Annotated in this window: 20 protein-coding genes; 5 read left to right on the top strand and 15 right to left on the bottom strand. The window is 62.3% G+C overall.

The features are described from left to right. Positions 1–87: 87 nt before the first annotated feature. Complete coding sequence (locus PAF12_RS12395; RefSeq protein WP_271107260.1) at positions 88–765, top strand: epoxyqueuosine reductase QueH; 678 nt, start codon at positions 88–90, stop codon at positions 763–765. A 15-nt stretch (positions 766–780) separates the two neighbouring features. Here PAF12_RS12395 and PAF12_RS12390 read toward each other — a convergent pair whose 3' ends face one another. Continuing rightward, a complete protein-coding gene (locus PAF12_RS12390; protein WP_271107259.1) occupies positions 781–1,416 on the bottom strand; it encodes a pyridoxamine 5'-phosphate oxidase family protein in 636 nt (211 codons plus the stop codon). A gap of 75 nt (positions 1,417–1,491) precedes the next feature. On the opposite strand from PAF12_RS12390, the gene PAF12_RS12385 reads away from it, so the two are divergent. Continuing rightward, complete coding sequence (locus PAF12_RS12385) at positions 1,492–2,925, top strand: PLP-dependent aminotransferase family protein (RefSeq protein WP_271107258.1); 1,434 nt, start codon at positions 1,492–1,494, stop codon at positions 2,923–2,925. 37 nt (positions 2,926–2,962) lie between these two features. Here the strand turns inward: PAF12_RS12385 and PAF12_RS12380 are convergent, their stop codons facing one another. The 3 genes from PAF12_RS12380 to PAF12_RS12370 all read right to left on the bottom strand — a co-directional run bounded on the left by PAF12_RS12380 (position 2,963) and on the right by PAF12_RS12370 (position 8,474). Continuing rightward, positions 2,963–5,122: an esterase-like activity of phytase family protein gene (locus tag PAF12_RS12380; RefSeq protein WP_271107257.1), complete on the bottom strand. Its 2,160-nt coding sequence runs from the start codon at positions 5,120–5,122 to the stop codon at positions 2,963–2,965. 189 nt (positions 5,123–5,311) lie between these two features. Further along, a complete protein-coding gene (locus PAF12_RS12375; protein ID WP_271107256.1) occupies positions 5,312–7,210 on the bottom strand; it encodes a cation:proton antiporter in 1,899 nt (632 codons plus the stop codon). Positions 7,211–7,340: 130 nt separating this feature from the next. Then, entirely contained in the window at positions 7,341–8,474 is a 1,134-nt protein-coding gene (locus tag PAF12_RS12370) for an alpha-D-ribose 1-methylphosphonate 5-triphosphate diphosphatase (RefSeq protein ID WP_271107255.1), read from the bottom strand. Between the two features lie 25 nt (positions 8,475–8,499). Here PAF12_RS12370 and PAF12_RS12365 point away from each other — a divergent pair, with 25 nt between their 5' ends. Further along, complete coding sequence (locus PAF12_RS12365; RefSeq protein ID WP_271109702.1) at positions 8,500–9,174, top strand: DUF1045 domain-containing protein; 675 nt, start codon at positions 8,500–8,502, stop codon at positions 9,172–9,174. Here PAF12_RS12365 and PAF12_RS12360 read toward each other — a convergent pair. The 11 genes from PAF12_RS12360 to PAF12_RS12310 form a co-directional block, all read right to left on the bottom strand. Next, positions 9,169–10,128 carry a magnesium transporter CorA family protein gene (locus PAF12_RS12360; protein ID WP_271107254.1) on the bottom strand — a complete coding sequence of 320 codons (960 nt, stop codon included), beginning with the start codon at positions 10,126–10,128 and terminating at the stop codon, positions 9,169–9,171. The two genes, PAF12_RS12365 and PAF12_RS12360, sit on opposite strands and share 6 nt — an antisense overlap. A gap of 346 nt (positions 10,129–10,474) precedes the next feature. Then, positions 10,475–10,675: a CsbD family protein gene (locus PAF12_RS12355; RefSeq protein WP_271107253.1), complete on the bottom strand. Its 201-nt coding sequence runs from the start codon at positions 10,673–10,675 to the stop codon at positions 10,475–10,477. Positions 10,676–10,764: 89 nt separating this feature from the next. Continuing rightward, positions 10,765–11,721 (bottom strand): D-glycerate dehydrogenase, encoded by a 957-nt coding sequence (locus PAF12_RS12350; protein ID WP_271107252.1) that lies wholly within the window; start codon positions 11,719–11,721, stop codon positions 10,765–10,767. Continuing rightward, positions 11,721–12,056, bottom strand: a complete 336-nt coding sequence (locus tag PAF12_RS12345) for a tRNA-binding protein (protein ID WP_271107251.1) — start codon at positions 12,054–12,056, stop codon at positions 11,721–11,723. The genes PAF12_RS12350 and PAF12_RS12345 overlap by 1 nt, the downstream gene beginning before the upstream one ends. Next, complete coding sequence (proC, locus tag PAF12_RS12340) at positions 12,053–12,856, bottom strand: pyrroline-5-carboxylate reductase (RefSeq protein ID WP_271107250.1); 804 nt, start codon at positions 12,854–12,856, stop codon at positions 12,053–12,055. The genes PAF12_RS12345 and proC overlap by 4 nt, the downstream gene beginning before the upstream one ends. Positions 12,857–12,898: 42 nt before the next feature. Beyond that, positions 12,899–13,402, bottom strand: coding sequence for a YbjN domain-containing protein (locus PAF12_RS12335; protein WP_271107249.1), 504 nt, complete (start codon positions 13,400–13,402; stop codon positions 12,899–12,901). Positions 13,403–13,598: 196 nt separating this feature from the next. Continuing rightward, the gene (locus tag PAF12_RS12330) at positions 13,599–14,609 is read right to left on the bottom strand and encodes a sn-glycerol-3-phosphate import ATP-binding protein UgpC (RefSeq protein WP_271107248.1); all 1,011 of its coding nucleotides are present in this window, start codon (positions 14,607–14,609) and stop codon (positions 13,599–13,601) included. A 1-nt stretch (position 14,610) separates the two neighbouring features. After that, a complete protein-coding gene (ugpE, locus tag PAF12_RS12325) occupies positions 14,611–15,459 on the bottom strand; it encodes a sn-glycerol-3-phosphate ABC transporter permease UgpE (RefSeq protein ID WP_271107247.1) in 849 nt (282 codons plus the stop codon). Further along, positions 15,459–16,337: a sn-glycerol-3-phosphate ABC transporter permease UgpA gene (ugpA, locus tag PAF12_RS12320; protein ID WP_271107245.1), complete on the bottom strand. Its 879-nt coding sequence runs from the start codon at positions 16,335–16,337 to the stop codon at positions 15,459–15,461. The genes ugpE and ugpA overlap by 1 nt, the downstream gene beginning before the upstream one ends. A gap of 79 nt (positions 16,338–16,416) precedes the next feature. Next, a complete protein-coding gene (ugpB, locus tag PAF12_RS12315; RefSeq protein WP_271107244.1) occupies positions 16,417–17,736 on the bottom strand; it encodes a sn-glycerol-3-phosphate ABC transporter substrate-binding protein UgpB in 1,320 nt (439 codons plus the stop codon). Between the two features lie 168 nt (positions 17,737–17,904). After that, the gene (locus PAF12_RS12310) at positions 17,905–18,930 is read right to left on the bottom strand and encodes a DUF808 domain-containing protein (protein WP_271107243.1); all 1,026 of its coding nucleotides are present in this window, start codon (positions 18,928–18,930) and stop codon (positions 17,905–17,907) included. Between the two features lie 144 nt (positions 18,931–19,074). Here PAF12_RS12310 and cobS point away from each other — a divergent pair, with 144 nt between their 5' ends. Together cobS and cobT are read left to right on the top strand one after the other, a co-directional pair. Further along, complete coding sequence (cobS, locus tag PAF12_RS12305; protein ID WP_271107242.1) at positions 19,075–20,052, top strand: cobaltochelatase subunit CobS; 978 nt, start codon at positions 19,075–19,077, stop codon at positions 20,050–20,052. 91 nt (positions 20,053–20,143) lie between these two features. Further along, complete coding sequence (gene cobT, locus PAF12_RS12300; RefSeq protein WP_271107241.1) at positions 20,144–22,012, top strand: cobaltochelatase subunit CobT; 1,869 nt, start codon at positions 20,144–20,146, stop codon at positions 22,010–22,012.

Genomic DNA, 22,012 nt, shown 5'->3' with positions numbered 1-22,012 from the left:
TCGCGTTCCCGTTCGACGCGGTCTTTTTTTTAAGTCCGATTCGCGCTAATAGCCTCGCCTGATCCCGCAAACCGCAAGGCTCCCGTCATGACCGACGATCTGCAAAGACCAATACTCAACCCGCCCGGCGGCGAAAAGAAGGTGCTGCTGCATAGCTGCTGCGCCCCCTGCTCGGGCGAGGTGATGGAAGCGATGACCGCGTCGGGGATCGATTACACGATCTTTTTCTACAACCCGAATATCCACCCGCATGAGGAATATCTGCTGCGGAAGGACGAAAATATCCGCTTTGCCGAACAGCATGATATTCCCTTTATCGACGCTGATTACGACAGCAACAACTGGTTCGCCCGCGCCAAAGGGATGGAGTGGGAGCCGGAGCGGGGCATCCGCTGCACCATGTGTTTCGACATGCGGTTCGAACGCACGGCGCTTTTTGCGCATGAGCACGGGTTCCCGGTCATGACCTCCAGCCTCGGCATTTCCCGCTGGAAGGATATCAAGCAGATCAATGGCTGCGGCGAACGCGCGGTCAAGCCTTATGACGGGCTCGAATACTGGGATTACAACTGGCGCAAGGGCGGCGGCGCAAACCGCATGATCGAGATTTCCAAGCGTGAGGAATTCTACCAGCAGGAATATTGCGGCTGCGTCTATTCCTTGCGCGACACCAACCGCCACCGGCGCGAGGTCGGCCGCGGTCCCATCGAGATCGGGACGATGTTTTACAGCAGTGATGAGACCGGGGGCGAAGACCGCTCCTGATCTCATCGGTGTGCGTCAGGCAAATCTGCGCCTTGCCGCCGTGATTGAGGGTGCTGTCGCGATGTCCTCGCCGCAATAACCGTCGCGCACGGCCTCTCCAAGCGCCGTTGTGACCGGGATCACCCCGGCCCAGATCGGCAGCGCATGATCTTCCTCATCATCTACGGGCGGGCCCGTGCGGATCTTGGCGCTGGCATGCTCGATCTCTAGCGCGATAACCCCGGTCGCTTTCCGTTCCTGCGCGTTCATCGGGCGCACCTCGGCGCTGCGACCGGGCAAAAGATGGTCGAGGATCGCGTCAAGCGACTGGCCCAACTCGTCCCCGGTGACCTTTCGCGCCTGGCCATGAATGACCGCGCTTTCGTAATTGACCGAATGATGAAATCCTGACCGGGCCGCGACAATGCCCGTCAGCCGCGTGACCTCCATGCACAGCGGCACGTCCGACAGCCGCGTGATCCGGGTTTTGGACGCCCCGTGCAGATAGATCACCTGACCGATGCGGGCATAGGCCATGGGGATCACCATCGGGCGGTCATCGGCGATAAAACCGACATGGCCGACCATGTTGCTGTCCAGAATGGCGTGGATAGTTTCCTCATCATATACGGCGCGCTTCTGCTGGCGTGCGCGGGCGTAGGCGGGTTGCATGTTTCTTCTCCGATTGACTTCCGTTCTTTTCGCCGATCAACTGGAATGAGAAAATGACCAGTTTTGATAGATTTCATGCAACCAGTTCAGCTTTCCAATCTGACCAACCCGGATCCGGCACTGGCCGAACCCATGCCGGTTCAGATCTACCGCGATCTGCTTTCCGCGATCCATGAAGGAAGGCTGGCCGACGGCGCAAGACTGCCGTCGAGCCGGGCAGCGGCGCAGGCGCTCGGTCTGTCGCGGACCACGCTGAACACGGCCTATGACCTGCTGCGGGCGGAGGGTGTCCTGACTGTCCGACAAGGTGCCGCGCCGCGCGTGACCGCGCCGCAGATGCAAGCTGCGCCGGAGCCGGGCAGGGGGCCGCCGCTTTCGACGCGGGGACAGGGGTTTGCGCATAACCCCCGCAGTGCCAGCTATGCGACTGCGCAAGGTGTGATGACGCCGGGTGTGCCGGACGAGACGCTGTTTCCGCGCGACGAATGGGCCGTTGCACTTCGCCGGGCGGGGCGGGCGATGCATGGTGATGTCGCGGCCTATGGTGAGCCGCACGGGATTGCTGCGCTCCGCAAGGTTCTGGCGGAAAGGCTGGCGGCGGATCGTGGCCTGCGTGCCGATCCGGGCCGCATCATCATCACCACCAGCACCCAGGCCTCCGTCTCGCTTCTGGCCCTGACGCTCACCGATCCGGGCGATGTCACGGCAATGGAGGATCCCGGCTATCTTGGCGCGCGTGCGGCATTCACGATGGCCGCGCTGAACATCCGTCCGCTTCCTGTCGATGCCGAAGGGGTGCGGGTCGATACGGTGCCACCGGAGGCGCGGCTGATCTATGTCTCGCCGTCGAACCAGTATCCGCTCGGCGTGCGGCTTTCCCTGCATCGCCGCATGGAACTGATCGAACGGGCGAGGGCGCAGCGGGCCCTGATCCTTGAGGATGATTACGGCAGCGAATTCCTCTGGCGCGGTCGCGAAATCGCGACCTTGGCGGCGCATGGTCCGGGGGAGGTCGCCTATCTCGGCTCAGCGGCCAAGGTGCTGATGCCGTCGCTGCGGATCGGCTGGATGGTTGTGCCGGACAATCTGGTCGATCCGCTCCGCGCGGCGCAGCGAAACCTCGGGATAACGGCAAACCTCCACGCGCAACTGGCGCTTTCGGATTTCATGGGCTCTGGCCGTTATCGCACCCATCTGCGGCGCATCGCGCGGGCGTACGAGGCACGGGGGCAGGCGTTGACAAAGGCACTGGAGGGGCTGCCCGGCCTGACCGTCCGCGCGCCCGATGGCGGGGTCCAGCTTGCGGCGGTTTTCGATCCGCCAAGGGATGAGCTGCCCGTGATGCAGGCGCTTGCCGTCAAAGGGTTCCGCCCGGCCCGCCTGTCGACAATGTCCGAAACGGGACTGACAGGGCTGGTCATCGGCTTTGCCGATGCGACGCCCGCGCGGATTTCCCGGTTCCGGGATGTGCTCGCAGATGCTTTGGCGCAAATAAAAACCGCCGGGTGAATTTTCCACCCGGCGGCGTTTTCAGGGTCCGTTCAGATCAGTCCAGCTTAAAGGACCACATCAGCGTCTCGCCCGAGGCATCGTCGACGCCGTCATTGTCGGTGACGATCCAGACGGTGCCATCATCGGCAATCGCCATGCCCTCGACCTTGTCCTGAACATAGCCGTTCCACTGCTGCATATCCGGGATCAGATCACGCACGGTTTCCTTTTCGACCAGCGGCAATTCGCCATCCAGCGCTGCCGGGGCCAGATCGGCCAGAGCGACGCGGGTGACGGCTTTCAGCACGGCATTGTCACCGATCTGGTTGTCACGCTCGATCAGGTACAGATAGTCGCCGTTGATCGCCAGTTCGGACAGGCCAACCCAGCCCTCGCCGCTGTCGAGCGGATAGCGAACGCCCAGCCACTCGCCGGTTGCCGGGTCCAGTTGCAGCAGCTTGACCTGACCTTCCGGATCGTCGCCCCATTCACGCTGAACCGCGACCCAGACCTTGCCGTCCTGAAGCGCGATGCCTTCCAGACCGAAGCGCTTCTGCTGTTCCAGCAGCGCTTCCGGCAGGGTGAACTCTTCGGTGATCGCGCCGTCCGCATTGACGTGCAGGACCAGATGCGGGACTTCCTTGTCCGGGTTCCCTTCGGAGGCCAGCCAGAACCCGCCTTCGCCATCTGTCGCGATGCCTTCGAGGTCCAGCTTTTCAGCCGCTGCGCCATCGCGGGTCACGACGGTCTTGGCGGTGATCGTCGCCGGGGCGGTCGTGGTGTCGATGGTGAAGATCGACGGCTGCGTATCATAAGCGCTGTCATTGACCGCATAAAGCGTGGTCGGTGCGGCAGGGTCCATTGCCAGACCCGACAGCGCGCCCCAGCCGATCAGCGGATCGGAACCGGCGGAGGTCAGCACCGGATAGGCCGCTTCACCCTCGCTGCGCTCATAGATCATGACATGCGCGCGCGCGCCGCCATCCTCAACCAGATCGGCCTCGTTCGCAGTGGCGAACAGGTTGCGTTCCGGGATCGTGACCAGACCTTCCGGGCCGATGCCGGAGGGCAGCATTTGCAGCAGCTCAGGCGCGGCCGGATCGGTCGCATCATAGACGCCGACAACGCTGCCACGCTCGGAGGCGACGAAGATCAGCGGCTGCTCGCCATAGGTGGCGGCGGTGACGGCTTCCGGCTCGGCGCCCTTGTTCTCCGAACGGCCTTCCGGGTAGTGGCCGATTTCCGCCACGGCGCGGTCGAAGCTGTTGCCGCTGTCGTAAACGACGGTGCCGTCCTTGGCGAAGATGGTGAAGCCGCGCGAGCCACCGTTCCAGTCGCCTTCATTGGCGACGACGAAATTATCGTTGTCCAGCCATTTCAGCGCGTCGGGTTCGCGCGGAATATCGGTCAGGCTGCCGGTGAAATCCAGCGCGCCTTCCTCGGCAATGTCCACACCGTCGATGCTGACCGCACCGGCGCTGAAATCGGAGGCGACCGCGCCATCGGCACCGATCACGACGATATGGTTGTTTTCCTGAAGCGTAACGGCGATCTCACCGGCTTCGTTGAAGTCGAGGAATTCCGGCTCCGGATCTTCCGCGCCGACATCAGCGAGGCCGGTCAGGTCGATATCCTGCTTGCCTTCGCAATCCACGCCGTCATCGGTGACCGGCAGGCGCACGACGAAACCAGCCGGCATCTGCGGCAGCCCGCCATCGCCCGCATCCTCGTCACGCTCGTTCTCGATGGCGACGGCGATCATGTCACCGGCGTCGGAGATGGCGACACTGTCGGGCTGGCCACCCAGATCGCAGCTTGCCACGACTTCCTGCGTGGTCAGATCGACGGTGCGCAGCACGCCCGACGGCTCCGTGTAGGATTCGGAGGTGTTGACGCCGACGAATGCCTTGTCACCACGCACGACCGTGGTCGTCGGCTCGCCATCCATGTCGATATTGCCAAGCGGCTTCGGGTCGGTCGCGTCGGTGATGTCGATCATGCCGATCACGCCCAGGGGGCTGTCGGAATAGATCAGCGTGTTGCCGTCTTCGGTGACGGCCATGATCTCGGCGGAGGTCTCGCGCGCGCGATCCTCACCTTCGGCCATGTTCTCGAAGGTCGCGAAGCTGGCGATCCGGTTGAAGCTCGGCTCGGCCATCGCGGGCAGCGCGGCGGCAATAGCGATGCCGGAGGTCAGGAAGGTACGAAACTGCATGGGACTCCTCAAAATCTGGGACGTCCGATGCTTACCCATTAGGATGCGACAAAAATCCGTCACTTTGGTGACAGTTATGTGAAACAGACCAAACAGATAGATGCCACGCGGGCGCGCGCTTCTTATGGCGGGTTTCCTTGCCGGATCCCCGGATGCGCCAAAAGCGCGCGCCCCGTCGTCAGGGATATGTCAGCCCTGACTTGCGACCGGAACCTCCGCCTGTCCTTCCCTTCGCCGGGCCTTGACCGCGTCGCGACCCGCCTGCATCTCCGACGCGATCTGCGCATCCATTGCCTGCGCCAGCTTCACGAAATCGGGATTCTCGTGCGGCGGTATGCCCGGACGGTGAGCTGCGGCAAGCCCGCGGTTATGCGTGTTGTCAATCTCCACGAAACGTGCCGCCATCGCATCCGCCTCCGGGCGGGAATAGCCGAGCGCCTCCAGGGCGGATCGCCCGCTGCGCACGGCACTGTCGAATGTCTCCCGGATAATATCATCCGCACCCGCCTGATACAGCTCATAGACATGATAGCGGTCCACGGCGCGGGCGACGATGTGGACATGCGGATGATTGCGCGCGACATGTTCGACAATGGCGGTGATCTGATCCTTGCCGTCGATAGCGACCACCAGCAGCTTCGCCTCGTCTATACCGGCGGCGTGCAGCAGGTCAGGGCGGGTGGCATCGCCGAAATAGGCCTGAATGCCGAAGGCGCGCAGCATTTCCAGCTGTTTCGAGGAATAATCGACAACCGTCACCTGCATCCCGATGCTGCGCAGCATCCGCGCGATGATGCCGCCGAAGCGGCCATGACCGGCGACGATGATCGGGCTGGGCTCGTCTATCTCATCCGCCTCCGCCCGCTGCTCATTGTCGAAACGGGGGGCGATGACGCGTTCGTACAGGATAAACAGCCCCGGCGTCAGCAGCATCGACAGCGCAACGACCAGAAGCGCGATATCCGCGACGCTCTGCGGCACGACATTATTGGCAACGGTGAAGGACAGCAGCACGAAGCCGAACTCACCCGCCTGCGCGAGGCCAAGCGCGAAGAGCCAGCGATGACTGCCGGAGATATTGAACACCCGCGCAAGGCCCAGCAATACGGCGGCTTTCAGCAGCATCAGCCCCAGTGTCAGGCCGATCACCATCACGGCATTCTCGGCCAACAACCCAAAATTGATGCTGGCCCCGACCGTCATGAAGAACAGACCCAGCAACAGGCCACGGAACGGATCGATATCGCTTTCCAATTCGTGCCGGTACTCGCTGCCCGCCAGCACCACGCCTGCGAGGAAGGTGCCAAGTGCCGGTGACAGCCCGACCAGCGACATCAGCAAGGCGATGCCGACGACGATGGCGAGCGCGGTTGCCGTGAACAGCTCGCGCAGATTGGCCATCGCCACGAACCGGAACAGGGGCCGGGTCAGCACGATGCCGACGAAGATCACGAAAGCCACAGCGGCAATCGTCACCAACGCCGCCTGCCAGCCTGCCAGCCCCGCGACGAGGCTCAGCGCCTCATGTCCGGCCTCACCGGCTTCCTCCACCTCCGGCGCGGTATCCATCAGGGCCGGCATGGCCAGCAGCGGGATAAAGGCGAGCATCGGGATGACGGCGATGTCCTGAAACAGCAGGACGGAGAAGGCGGATTGCCCGCCATCGGACTTCATCAGCCCCTTTTCGTTCAGCGTTTGCAGCACGATTGCCGTCGAAGACAGCGCGAAGACCAGACCGAGCGCCACGGCAATGGTCCAGTACAGCCCGAAGGCGATGCCGATTGCCGCGACAAGCGCCGCCGTGATCGCCACCTGAAGCCCGCCAAGCCCAAGCAGCCGCGACCGCATGGACCACAAAAGGCTCGGCTCCAGCTCCAGCCCGACGAGGAACAGCATCATGACCACGCCGAATTCGGCGAAATGCTGGATCGCGACGACATCGACATGCAGCCATGCCAGGATCGGAGAGATCAGGATACCCGCGACCAGATAGCCCAGCACCGAGCCAAGCCCGAAACGCGTGGCAAGTGGCACGGCAATGACCCCGGCGACCAGAAAAATTGTGGCAAGAAGCAGAAATCCGGTCATGCGGCACCCTCGTTAAACACAGTGAAACCTGCCGCAGCAGGTTTCGATCACTTGAGAAACTTAGCCAATGTGGTTGCGGTTCCACATCAATTGAGCGGGGGGGCATCTCCGGTCGCTGTCGGTTTCAAGCTCAAGACACCCGTTGACCGCGCACCCAGGTTTCACGCAAAGCCGGGGTGCCGTTGACCAGCCGGAACCGGATCAGATCGCCGCGCAGTCCCGCCTCCAACCGGCCCCGGTCCTTCAGTCCGGCGGCGTTCGCCGGCGTTGAGGTCACGCAGGCGATGGCGCGCGGCCAGTCGTCCCAGATCTGCGCCAGAAGGGCTGCCGCCGACAACAGGGCCGATGGCACATAATCGCTGCTGATGATGTCCAGCAGCCCCGCCTCCGCCAGTTCGCGCGCCGCGACATTGCCGGAATGCGACTTGCCCCGGATCAGGTTCGGCGCGCCCATGATGGTGCGGATCGAATGGCGGTGACAGGCCTCTGCCGCCTCGCGCGTCGTGGGGAATTCCGCCAGCCGGATGCCATGCGCGGCAGAGCGCGCCACCTCGTCCGCCGTGGTGTCGTCATGGCTGGCCAGAACTGCACCGACGCGACCGGCGAAGGCGACCGCGCCCGCCTCATGCGCGACGCCGTTCCGGGCCGAAAGCTCGTGCAGTTCGGCGAAATACTCGGCAATGTCGCGGTCGTTCATCTGCACCTTGCTGCGCAGATAGGTCTCAAGCGCTTGCGTGTCGCGGAACTGTCGCTGCCCCGGCGTGTGATCCATCAGGCTGACCAGACCGACCCGGTCGTCTGGACCGAAGCTGGCCAGTTCCTCCAGCAGGCTCGCACAGCAGATCTCGGCCCGCAGATGCAGGAAATGGCTGATACGCAGTGCATTGCTCTGCCGTTGCTCGATCAGCTCGGACGCCAGTTCGCGCGCATAGGGTGCGTAGTCCTTTCGGCTGGGGATGGAGCCTGCGCGCATTGCGTCGAACACGGTCGTGATCCCGCAACCGGCAAGCTCCGCGTCATGGGCAAAGATCGCCGCCGCATGTGGCCAGTTCACGCCCGGGCGCGGCTGGATATGGCGTTCCAGATTATCCGTGTGAAGCTCGACCAGCCCCGGTGCGATGTGATCCCCCTCGCAGTCGATGGCGCTGCGTGGTGCCGCGCCCTCGCCGATCTCTGCAATCGTGCCGTCGCGAAGGACGACATGGCCTTTTCGCATTTGATCGGGCAGGATCAGCGTCGCATGAGCCAGGACGGTTTCTTGCATGTCAAAATCCATGAATAGAGCCGAAATGGTCGCATACCGCAGATACGCAATTTATTACACCCCGCCCGAGGGCGGTTTCGCAGATTTCGGGGCAAGCTGGCTGGGATGGGACGTGATCTCTGGCTGCGAGGTGGCGCATCCCGACGTTTTGGTGCTGGATGTGGAAAAGATCACCCGGACGCCGCGCAAATACGGGTTTCACGCCACGCTGAAACCGCCATTCCGGCTGGCTGACGGTCACGGCGAGGCGGAGTTGCGGGATGCGGCGGCGGCATTGGCCGAGGTGCTGCGTCCTGTCACCTTGCCGGGCCTGTCGCTTAATCGGATCGGATCGTTTCTGGCACTGACCCCGGATGGCGATATGGCGGACCTGAACCGGCTTGCCGCGCAGATCGTCGAATCGCTCGACCCGTTACGCGCGCCCCTGAACGAGGCGGAGATCGCGCGGCGAAACCCCGATGCCCTTACGGAGCGTCAACGGGACTATCTGCGGGGCTGGGGTTATCCTTATGTGAAAGACGAGTTCCGTTTTCACATGACGCTGAGCGGCAGTCTCGACGAGCCGATAATTGAGGCCACCCGCTCGGTGCTTGAACCGATGCTGGATGTGGTTCCGCGTCCCTTCGTACTGGATGCAATCAGCCTTATGGGTGAAGGGGAGGATGGCCGGTTCCGGCTGATCGAGCGCCTGCCGCTATAGCCATTTCCGCCACCACAGCACCAGCCAGGTGGCAATGACCGTCAGCGCCATCAGGCCGAGCGCCCATTCATAGCCGAACCGCCAGCCCAGCTCCGGCATGTCCTCGAAGTTCATGCCGTAGGTCGAGGCGATCAGTGTTGGCGGCAGGAACAGTGCTGCGACCACCGACATCACCCGCATGATGCTGTTCTGTTGCAGGTTGATGATGCCCAATGTGGCGTCAACCGACAGGCTGACGCGCGAGGTCAGGAAATCCACATGTTCCTGCAAGGCCTGAACGTCGCGCTGATGGGCCTTGATGACAGGTTTCAGTTTCGCGGTATCCGGCCCCTTGCTCTGAACAGCCGAATAGAATGTCAGGACGCGCCCCAGCGACAGCAGGCCAAGCCGCACACGCGCGATCAGGTCCGATTGCCGCCCGATCTGCTCCAATGCCGATTGCAGCATCGCCGGTCTTTGCCGCGCCTCCGACTGGAACACGCCGCGCAGGGTCTGGTCCAGCTCGCTGCCCGCGCATTCCAGCAGGTCGGCGAGGCGGGCGATAATCTCCTCGATCAGGCCGAGAAACACCCGCTCGGCACTGTCCGTCCCGCTGGCTGATCGGTCGGCCCGTTCGGCAAAGGTGTCAAACGGACGCGGCGCGTGGTGGCGCACCGTTATCAGCCGGTCTGCGGTCAGGATGAAGGTGACCGGCCCGGAAAGCGGTTTGCCGTCCGGGGTGGACCCTGGCAGCATCGCGGTCATGTAGCTGGCGCCGTCTTCGACATAAAGCCGCGAGGAAATCTCGATCTCGGCCATCTCCTCCAGCGTCGGGATGCGGATACCCAGACGGCCAAGCTTTTCGATCTGTTCGGGCAGCGGGCGGTAGACATCCAGCCAGATCGCCGCCGACGCATCCTCGCGCGGCGTGATTGGCAGTAGAAAATTGCCGTGCTTCAGATAGGCGCGCAGCATGCGGTTCCCCGGAGATTTCCGGGCCTTGTTGGCGGCAAGGGAGGGTGCGCGTCAAGGGGTTTGATCTGTGGCGGAAAGCGAGCCGGTCGGAAAGGGCGGCGCAGGCCCGGCGCACTTATACGAACCGGGGCCAATCTTCCCGTGCAAAAGTGCCTGTCCAAAAAGATAAGTTTTAAATGCAGCTTTTCGGATGCGCCCGGATTTCTGTTTGATATAGTCGCTTTGTGTAACGAGTTAACATTTTTTCTGATGCCCGATGCGAGCCGGCCTTCGCCGGTTCTAGCGGAATCGAAGAAGGGCGTCCCAAGTGGACGCCCTAATTTGTTTGAACAAGGCAGCGTGTCGCTTAGCTCTTGTCTTTGAAGAAGTCGTTAATCTGGTTGTCGGCTTCTTCCTTGGTCCAGCCGTATTTCTCCTGAAGCTTGCCGGACATCTTGTCCTTGTTACCAGCGACTTCGGTCAGTTCGTCGTCGGTCAGCTCGCCCCATTTTTCCTTAACGGAACCTTTAAGCTGATCCCATTTCCCGGCGATAATATCCCAGTTCATAGCGCAACCTTTCAATCGTTACGGTTTACGGGCAGACAACGTCTGCACCGTAATCCGGTTCGATTAATGATTGTCAGTCCGCGATCAGGTCAGATGACCGCGTCGGGCAGTGCCTTGTCCTCGGAGAACGCGATCAGATTGTCCAACGCGCGCAGCGCCATATCCGTCCGCACAGTTTCGACCGCGGTCCCGAGATGGGGCAGAAGCACGACATTGTCCATCTCGCGAAGCGTTTGCGGGATCACCGGCTCCTGCTCATAGACATCCAGCCCGGCCGCGCGGATCTTGCCCGAGGAAAGCGCCGCGATCAGGGCAGCTTCGTCGATGACGTCGCCGCGCGCGATATTGATGATGATCCCGTTCTTGCCGAGCGCGTCGAGCTCGCCGCTGCCGATCAGATGATGTGTGCCCGCGCCGCCGGGGACCGCGACCACGACGAAATCCGACTGCCGCATGACCTCATCCAGCGACGGGAGTTGCCGCGCCGGGAAGTCCAGCGACGACAAGGGCGAGCGGTTGAAGAACACCACCCGCATGCCGAAACCCAGATGCAGCCGTTTGGCGATGGCGCGTCCGATCCGGCCCATGCCGACGATACCGACCGTGCGGCCCGAGACCTGACTGCCCAGCATCTGCGTCGGGTTCCAGCCTTGCCATGTGCCGCTGCGGGCCAGCCGCTCGCCCTCTCCGGCGCGGCGCGCGGTCATCATCAGCAGGGTGACCGCCAGATCTGCCGTCGCTTCTGTCACCACATCGGGGGTGTTGGTGACGCTGACACCGGCCGCTTTGGCCGCGTCCAGATCGATATGGTTATATCCGGCGCCGAAATTCGCCAGCAATTTCGTCTTTGGCGGGGCGGCTGCGAAAGCCTCGGCCCTGAACGCGTCGCCGAGCGTGGGCATGATCAGATCATATTCGGAAAGCGCCGCCTTGACCTCATCCAGCGTCATCGGCTCATTCGTGTCACGGAACCGCGTCTCCTCGAACCGGGCCGAGATCGCGGATTCCGCAGCTTGCGTCATGGGGCGTGTCACGAGCAGTTTCATCAGAACAACCTTCCTCCCAAGGGGACTTCCTGTCCGGGGCCGATCAGCACGACCTCTCCGTTTTCGTCGGGCAGGCCGAGGACCAGCACCTCGGAGATGAATTTGCCGATCTGGCGTGGCGGGAAGTTTACCACGCCAAGCACCTGCCGTCCGACCAGTTCTTCGGGCTTGTAATGAACGGTGATCTGGGCAGAGCTTTTCCGCTCCCCGATCTCGGGGCCGAAATCCACCCAGAGCTTGATCGCGGGTTTCCGTGCCTCAGGATAGGGCTCGGCGCGGGTGACGACACCGACGCGGATGTCGACTTTCTGAAAATCGTCATAGGTGATGGTCATGCGCCGAGTTCCCGCGACCGGTCCGCCGCCGCCTTTATGGTCCGTGCCATCAGGGGCGGTAGGCCGTCATCCTGATCCATCAGCTTTGCAAGGCCTGCGGCTGTCGTTCCGCCCGGCGATGTCACCGCCTCGCGCAGTGCCGAGGGCGGGGTGTCATCGCTCATGGCCAGCGCGCCTGCACCGGCAACCGTGGCACGGGCGAGTTGCAGTGCCAGTTCCTCCGGCAGGCCCTGCTCCATGCCGGCCTGTGTCATCGCCTCGATCATGTGGAACACATAGGCGGGGCCGGAGCCCGACAACGCCGTCACCGCATCCATCTGCGATTCCGCTTCCAGCCTGACGACCTCGCCCACGACGGAGAGCAGGCCCTCGGCAAGGTCGAGCGCCTCTGGCCCGGCAGCTGAATTGCCGATGATCGCCGTGATGCCGCGCCCGATCGCCGCCGGGGTGTTGGGCATGGCGCGGATAATCTTCCCCGCGGGGAAGGCCGAATCATAGGCGGCCAACGTCACCCCTGCCGCGACGGAGAGGACCAGCGTATCGCCGCCCGCCGACAGCTCGTCCAGTACGCTGCCCATCATCTGCGGCTTGACCGCCAGCACCAGCACGGCCGGGTTGTCGGGCGGCGTCTGGTTCAGCCGCACGCCCTTATCGGCCCAGTCCGGTTTCGCATTCGGGTCGATTACCGTGACCGCAGCGGGTGCTATTCCCTTGGCCAGCCAGCCGGTGAGCATTGCGCCGCCCATTCGTCCGCAGCCGACCAGAACCAATCCGCGTTCATTGATATCTGTGAAATCCATCGCGTCCCCCTGATGTCGGGGCCGCGCCTGATGCGGCCCTGCTTATGCCCGTCCGTAGGCCGCGCCCATTGCGATGTCCATAGCTGCGTCTGCCGTGGTGTCGCCCCAGGCAACCAGCTGGAACGCCGGATAGAGCCGTTCCGCCTGCATGACGGCGTTGCGGATCATGTGGTCGATCTGTTCCGGACTGGCGGTCGTTTCGCCGGCCAGAACCAGCCCGTACCGCCAGACCATCATCCGCTGCGACGGCCAGAACGTGAACGCCCCGTCCCAGACCTGATCGTTGGCCATATTCATCGCCTCGTGCAGCGCGGGCATGCGCTCGGCAGGCGGGTCCATGTCGAAGGTGCATATCAGGCGCAGCATCTCTTCTGCGTTGGACCATGCGAGGGTGATCGAATAGGTTCGCCACTGGCCCTCGACGGCCATTGCGATCTGATCGTCAGCGAGCCGGTCGAAATCCCATTCGTGATGGTTTGCGATCGTCTCGACGATATCGATGGGGTGGATGTCTTCGCTCAGGATGAAACTATCGGTCTGCGCCATGACTGCCTTCCTCAATGGTTTGATGGTTGGCCCATCTTATTGAGTACGAATTCTTGAGTGCGAACACGACAGGATGTGGTTGAACCCGTCTGCCCTACAAGATCAGGGTGCGGCAGCGGGGCGCATGTGTAAAGGGATTTTTGGTTAAATCCCACAAAATCTTGTGGACGAATCGGAGATGTGGTCGAGATGCACCCTAAACGGGTATACGCGCGCCGTTATCCGCACGGAAAAGATGTACCGCCTCGGGCGCCGCATTCAGCCGCAGCACCTCCGGCAAATCCGCATCGGCGGGCATCGTCACCGTCAGGATTTCGCCACCGAGTTGGCCATGAACCAGACGGTTCGCGCCAAGTTCCTCCACGGCATTGATCTTCAGCTCGATCTGCCCGTCAGGTGCGGGATGAAGATCCTCGGGCCGGATGCCGATCAGACCGGCATGGGCGCTGCCCGGAATATGCGGCACCGCGCTTGCCGGGATCAGGTTCATCGCCGGGCTGCCGATGAAGCTGGCGACGAAGGCGGAGGCGGGCTTGCGGTACACCTCCAGCGGGGTGCCGATCTGCTCGACCCGGCCACCGTTCAGCACAACCAGACGATCCGCCATCGTCATCGCTTCCAGCTGGTCATGTGTCACATATAGCGAAGTGGTGTGGAGGCGTTTCTGAAGCTCCTTGATCTCCAGCCGCATGGCGACGCGCAGTTTTGCGTCGAGGTTCGACAGCGGTTCGTCAAACAGGAATGCCGCCGGCTCGCGCACAATCGCGCGGCCCATTGCAACACGCTGACGCTGCCCGCCGGACAGGGCACGGGGCTTGCGGTCGAGGAACTGCCCGATTTGCAGGATCTCCGCCGCCTCGTTCACACGGCGGTCGATTTCTGCACGCGGCGTGCGGCGGTTCTTCAGCCCGTATTCGAGGTTCTTGCGCACCGACATATGCGGGTAGAGCGCGTAGTTCTGAAACACCATCGCGATGTCGCGATCTGCCGGTTCCATGTCATTGACCACCCGGTCGCCGATCTTTGCCGTGCCCTCGGTAATCGATTCCAGCCCCGCCACCATGCGCAGCAGGGTCGACTTGCCGCAGCCGGACGGGCCGACCAGCACGATGAATTCGCCATCGGCAATGTCGATATTCACGCCCTCGACCGCGCGGGTTCCGCCCGGATAGACCTTGCCGACATTGTCCAGTGTGATTGATGCCAATTTACTTCTCCGTCTCGACAAGACCTTTGACGAACAGGCGCTGCATTCCGACCACGACGGCGACCGGCGGCAGCATTGCCATAACCGCGGTTGCCATGACCAGATGCCATTGCGGCAGCCCGTCAACCACGTCGGCCATGCGTTTGATGCCTGCGACGATGGTGTAGTATTTCGCATCCGTGGTGATCAGCAGCGGCCAGAGATACTGGTTCCAGCCATAGATGAACAGGATCACGAACAGCGCGGCGATATTGGTCCGCGACAGCGGCAGCAGAATATCGCGGAAGAATTTCATCGGACCCGCACCGTCGATCCGCGCCGCCTCGACCAGCTCATCCGGCATGGTCAGGAACACCTGCCGGAACAGGAATGTCGCCGTGGCAGAGGCGATCAGCGGGATCGAAAGACCGGCGTAGGAGTTCAGCAGGCCCAGATCAGCAACGACCTCGAATGTCGGGACAATGCGGACCTCAACCGGCAGCATCAGCGTCACGAAGATGCACCAAAAGGCGAGATTGCACAGCGGAAAGCGGAAATAGACGATGGCGAAGGCGGACAGGATCGAGATGATGATCTTGCCGATGGCAATCGCCAGCGCCATGATCAGCGAGTTCATCATCATCAGCCCGATCGGGGGCGTCCCGCTGGTGGAGACGCCGCTGTCGAACATCAGGCTGTAATTCTCGATCAGCTTCGGGCCGGGCCACATCGGGATGGTGCCTGAGGAAAACGCGGTCGCCTCATGCGTTGACGCGACGAAGGCGATCCAGACCGGCAGCGCGACGACGATGACGCCAAGGATCAGCACCAGATGGGTGAGGAAATTGAGAAAAGGCCGGTGCTCGATCATCAGTAGGCCACCTTCTTTTCAACCCAGCGGAACTGGACGACCGTCAGCGCGATCACGATGCACATCAGCACGACCGATTGCGCGGCGGAACTGCCCATGTTCTGGCCGATGAAGCCGTCGAAATAGACCTTGTAGACCATGATATTCGTGGCCTGCGCCGGTCCGCCCTCGGTCGTGGCGTCGATGACGCCGAAGGTTTCGAACATGGCGTAGACGATATTGACGACCATCAGGAAGAAGGTTGTGGGCGACAGGAGCGGCAGGGTGATGGTGAAGAAGCGCTTTACCGGCCCGGCCCCGTCAATCGCCGCCGCCTCCCGCAGGCTGGTCGGCACCGATTGCAATCCGGCGACGAAGAACAGGAAGTTATAGCTGATCTGTTTCCACGCACTCGCGATCACCACCAGCGTCATCGCCTGACCGGGGTTGGAGAAATGATCCCAGTCATAGCCGACCTGCTCCAGCACGAAGGGCAGGATGCCCACGGTTGGGTTGAAGATGAAAAACCACAGGATACCGGCGACGGCCGGGGCGACCGCATAGGGCCAGACCAGCAAGGTGGTGTAGAAGCGCGACGATCTGAGCGTCCGGTCCACGGCGACGGCCAGCAGCAGCGACAGGCACATCGACAGCAGCGTGACGCTGACCGAGAACACCAGCGTGACCTTCATGGAGTTCAGATATTCGGGGCTGTTCCAAAGACGGGCGTAGTTGTTCAGCCCGACAAAGGTGGACTTGATCCCGAAGGCATCTTCCCGCAGGAAGCTTTGCCAAACAGCCTGCGCGGCAGGCCAGATGAAGAAAATGAAGGTAATGGCAAGCTGCGGCGCCAGTAACAGCCACGGCAAAAACTGGTTGCTGAAGATGGTGCGCTTCATCCTGCCGCCGTCGTTCAGAAAAGGAGAGGTTCGAAAATAGGCGAGGGGGCCGCGCCTGCGCGCAGCCCCGACATTGATCTTACTGGTTCTGGGCTTTGAAGTCTTCGAGCAGGGCGTTGCCGCGCTCAACCAGAGCGTCGAGTGCGCCTTGCGCGTCCTTCGAACCGTTCAGCAGCGCCTCGAACTCTTCGTCGATGATGCCGCGGATCTGCACATAGTTGCCGAAGCGCAGGCCCTTGGAGTTCTCGGTCGGCTCGTTCAGCGTGATCTGCTTCAGGCCGGTTTCCGCGCCGGGGTTCTCGGTATAGTAACCCTGCTCCGTCGTCAGGTCATAGGCGGCCTGCGTGATCGGCAGATAGCCGGAGAACTGGTGCCAGTCGGCCTGAACCTCGGGGCTCGACAGGTAGCTGAAGAATGCGGCGATGGCCGGATATTCTTCATCCGGACGGCCCTGCATGGCCCACAGCGTCGCACCACCGATGATGGAGTTCTGCGGCGCGCCCTCGACATCGTCGTAATAGGGCAGCATGCCGAAGCCGACCTCGAAATCGGTCGCATTGGCCAGAACGCCGGCACGCGAGGCCGAGCTGTTCATGATCATCGCGCATTCCTGGCTGTAGAACATCGGCGGGGCGTTGTCGCCGCCGACCGGGCCGCCATATTTGAACACGCCTTCATCGGCCAGACGCTTCAGGTTTTCCCAATGCTTGACCTGAACCGGGCCGTTCAGGGTCAGCCGCGCGGACATGCCGCCGAAGCCGTTCTGCTCGGTCCCGATCGGCTGGTTGTGCCAGGCGCTGAAGTTCTCGGTCTGGATCCAGCTGATCCAGCCGGTGGTGAAGCCGCATTCGGCCGCGCCGGATTCCATGATCTTCTTGCCGAATTCTTCCATCTCGCCCCAGGTTTTGGGCGGCTGTTCGGGGTCGAGACCGGCAGCTTCGAACACGTTCTTGTTGTAGTAGAGGATCGGGGTCGAGCTGTTGAACGGCATCGACAACATATTGCCATCGGTGTCGGTGTAGTAGCCGACAACGGCGGGCAGGAAGGCGCTCGGGTCGAAGTCCTGACCCTGTTCTTCCATCAGCTGGTAGACCGGCTTGATCGCGCCTTCGGCGGCCATCATGGTGCCGGTGCCGACCTCGTAAACCTGCACGATGGCAGGCTGCTCACCGGCGCGGAATGCGGCGATGGCGGCGGTCATGGTCTCGGCGTAGCCGCCTTTGTAGGAGGGCACGACGGTGAATTCGTCCTGGCTGTCGTTGAAGCCCCGAACGATTTCTTCAAGCTTGGTGCCGAGCTCGCCACCCATGGCGTGCCACCACTGGATTTCGGTCTGGGCATTGGCAGCGCCCAGCGACGCGATCAGCGCAATGGCCGATGCAGAGAAAATACGTGTCATGTCAGTCGTCCTTCCTGTTGAGGGCGACGCCTGCGTAGTTAGCTTTCGTAACCGGCAAGTGTCTTTTTTGTGACTGAAATGTGACACAGTTATGCGATTGGTCAAGAAGGCATGCGCAGGTTGACGCTGAATTAAGCGCTGATTTGCCTGTCTAAATTAAGCAAAACATCAACCCGCACTGCGTCCGAACAGTGATTTGACGCCCGAGATCAGCGGCACGAGTGTCACGTTTGCCAGTGGCACCAGGATATATTCGGACAGCGGGATCAGGATCAGGCCCCAGATCAGGCCAATGACCCCGTCGAAAAATGCCGTCACAGCCCAGGCGACCAGCCCGGCGAGTTGCGGCAATGCAGTCGCGGCGCCCTCGGCCTGATGCTTGATCCATTCGTAAGGCGCGTGCCATCCCATTTCCGACAGGCCGTGGACGATGATATTGCCGCCGACCCAGATCATCGCGGCGGTGCCGATGATCGTCAGTGCTTTCAGAAACACCGGCATGAATTTGACAAGGCCCCGACCGAATGCGGCGAGTGGGCCGGTCCTGCGCGACGCCATCGCGACGCCAACGTCATCGGCTTTGACGATCAGCGCGACCGAGCCATATACGACGGCCGTGATTGCCAGTGCCACCACGAACAGGACGCCGGCCTCCATCGCGAATTTTGCGCCGCCGCTCAGCGTGCTGTCGGCCATCAGGGCCGTGACCTCGTTGAGCGCGATGGTCATGATCTCGGCTGACAGGATGAAATCGGTCTTGATCGCGCCCGCGACCTTGGTTTCTTCGAGCGTGGCCGGATCGCCCTTGCCGCCTTCGTATTTGTCATGCGGATCGTCGGGCGGGGCAATCGCGTGATACACCTTCTCCGCGCCCTCGAAACACAGATAAGACCCGCCGAGCATCAGCAGCGGAGAAATCAGCCACGGCGCGAAGGCCGACAAAGCAAGGGCAATGGGCAGCAGGATCACGATCTTGTTGAAGATCGACCCCCGCGCGATTTTCCAGATGATTGGCAATTCGCGGCTTGCGTCAAAGCCCGTGACATATTTCGGCGTCACCGCAGCATCGTCAATCACGGCCCCTGCCGCCTTGGCGCCGGCCTTCGCGGCCATGCTGGTGATATCGTCGACCGAACTGGCCGCCACCTTGGCGATCCCCGCCACGTCGTCGAGCAGGGCGATCAAACCGGACATCTGTGATCCTCTCTTTGCTGCGATAGCATAATAGCGTCGCGCCGCGAAGGTTCCATAGCACGACGCGGCGGCAAGGCCTCATTCGCTTGCACAGGGCGCAGGAATCCTTCATCACACTGGCAAGAAAAGTGAAAGGGCAAGACAATGGCCGATCTGGACGCGAAAGCAAAACCGACCGAAGAAATCGACCTGCGCGAGGTCTTTGGGCTGGACAGCGACATGAAGGTCAAGGGTTTTGCCGAAAAGTCCGAGCGTGTGCCGGATATCGACAGCACCTATAAATTCGATCCCGATACGACTTTGGCCATCCTCGCCGGGTTTGCCTATAACCGCCGGGTGATGATTCAGGGCTATCACGGCACCGGGAAATCGACCCATATCGAACAGATCGCCGCGCGGCTGAACTGGCCCTGTGTGCGGGTGAACCTGGACAGCCATGTCAGCCGGATCGACCTGATCGGCAAGGACGCGATCAAGCTGGTGGACGGCAAGCAGGTCACTGTGTTCCACGAAGGCATCCTGCCCTGGGCGCTGCGCAACCCGACGGCGATTGTGTTTGACGAATATGACGCGGGCCGCGCCGATGTGATGTTCGTCATCCAGCGTGTGCTGGAGGCTGACGGCAAGCTGACCCTGCTGGACCAGAACGAGGTCATCACGCCCAACCCCTATTTCCGCCTGTTCGCCACGGCAAACACGGTCGGGCTGGGCGACACGACCGGCCTTTATCACGGCACCCAGCAGATCAACCAAGGCCAGATGGACCGCTGGTCGCTGGTGTCCACGCTGAATTATCTCAGCCACGATGCCGAGGCGGCCATCGTTCTTGCCAAGAACCCGAACTACAATAATGAGAAGGGCCGCGACGTGATCTCGAAAATGGTCACGCTGGCGGATCTGACCCGGACGGCGTTCATGCAGGGCGATCTGTCCACGGTGATGTCGCCGCGCACGGTGATCAGCTGGGCACAGAACGCGCGCATCTTCGACAATGTCGGCTATGCGTTCCGCCTGACTTTCCTGAACAAATGCGACGAGCTTGAGCGTCAGACCGTTGCGGAGTTCTATCAGCGCCTGTTCGACGAGGAATTGCCGGAAAGCGCTGCGGCGGCGGCAAGCTGAACGAGGCTGACGCCGGTCCGGTTCGGAAACGCTGCGGCCCGGTTTTGAAATGACCTTGTTCGCGCTATGATGCCCATCGGGAGAATTCCGGATGAAATCCAACGACAACCCTGCCGACCCGTTCAAGAAGGCGCTGACCGAGGCGACGCGTGCGCTGGCCGATGATGCCGAACTGAACGTCACCTACAGTGCCGATCCGTCCGGGCTGGCGGGTGACACGATGCGCCTGCCGCAGATCAGCCGCCGGATGAGCCGGGATGAGATCGTGCAGGCGCGCGGCACGGCTGATGCGCTGGCCATGCGGATCCGGCACCACGATGCCACGACCCACGCACATTATGCCCCCGCAGGCCCGCTCGCCCGGGAAATCTTCGAGGCCGTGGAAACCGCGCGGGTCGAGGCGGTCGGGGCGCGGGAGATGCCCGGTGCGCTGTCCAATATCGACGCAAAGATGGGGGCGGAGGCGCAGCGGCGCGGTTATGCGCAGGCCACGCAGCCCGCAGATGTACCGTTGCCGGTTGCCGCCGGATATTTGCTGCGCGAGGCGATGACGGGGCGCGAACTACCGCCGGGTTCGAAGGAGGCTGCCGATCTGTGGCGGCCTTTCGTGACGCAGCAGGCGGCTGAGGTTCTTGACGCCGCGCGTGAGACCGCACCGGATCAGGCAGCCTTCGCGCGGCTTTCGCGGCAATTGATCGACGATCTGGGCTATGGCGATCAGCTTGGCGATGACCCCGACAGTGAGCCGGAAGACGACGCCAGCGACGAGGCCGAACCCGATCCCGAGGCCGGTGACAATCAGGCGCGGGAAGAAGACGAAGGCGAGGACGCTGAAGCCTCGCCCGAGCGCAGTCAGGAGCGCACGCAGGACGAACGTCAGGCGCAGGTCAGCCTCGACGATACCGCAGACGAGGAATTCGCCGAAGATGCGGAAATGCCCGATGGCGAGATGCCGGAGGAACTGCCGCCCCCGGTCAGCGACGCATCCGCCGATTACAAGGTCTACACGCAGGAATTCGACGAGGAGATCAAGGCCGAGGATCTGGCCGAACCGGCGGAGCTGGAGCGGCTGAGGGCCTATCTGGACAAGCAGCTCGACCCGCTGCGCGGCGCGGTCAGCCGGTTGGCGAACAAGTTGCAACGGCGGCTTCTGGCGCAGCAGAACCGGAGCTGGGAATTCGATAAGGAAGAAGGCGTCCTTGATGCAGGTCGGCTGGCGCGCGTGGTGGCGAACCCGACGACGCCGCTGTCCTTCAAGGTCGAACATGATACGGAATTCCGCGACACTGTCGTCACGCTGCTTCTGGACAATTCCGGCTCGATGCGCGGCAGGCCGATTTCGATCGCCGCAATCTGTGCCGATGTTCTGGCGCGGACGCTGGAGCGGTGCAATGTGAAGGTCGAAATCCTCGGCTTCACGACGCGTGCCTGGAAAGGTGGGCAAAGTCGCGAGGCGTGGTTGAAAGACAACCGCCCGGCGACGCCCGGCCGCCTGAATGATCTGCGCCATATCATCTACAAATCCGCCGATGCGCCTTGGCGGCGGGTGCGGCCCAATCTTGGCCTGATGATGAAAGAGGGGCTGCTGAAGGAAAATATCGACGGCGAAGCGCTGGAATGGTCTTACAAGCGGCTGGTTCGCCGTAGCGAGGCGCGGAAAATCCTGATGGTGATTTCCGACGGCGCGCCGGTCGACGACTCCACGCTGTCGGTGAACCCGGCCAATTATCTGGAAAAACATCTCCGCGACGTGATCGAGATGATCGAGAAGCGCCGTCAGGTCGAACTGCTGGCCATCGGCATCGGCCACGACGTCACTCGCTATTACGAGCGGGCCGTGACGATCACCGATGCGGAGCAATTGGCAGGGGCCATGACGGAACAACTCGCGGCGCTGTTCGACGCCGATCCGCGGAAGCGGGCGCGGGTGATGGGCATACGAAATCTGCAACGGGCTTGA

It is taken from the genome of Paracoccus sp. SCSIO 75233, assembly GCF_027912675.1.
GTDB lineage: Bacteria > Pseudomonadota > Alphaproteobacteria > Rhodobacterales > Rhodobacteraceae > Paracoccus.
Note: the sequence above shows the minus strand (reverse complement) of the source record. Positions and strands in the feature narration are given on the sequence as shown.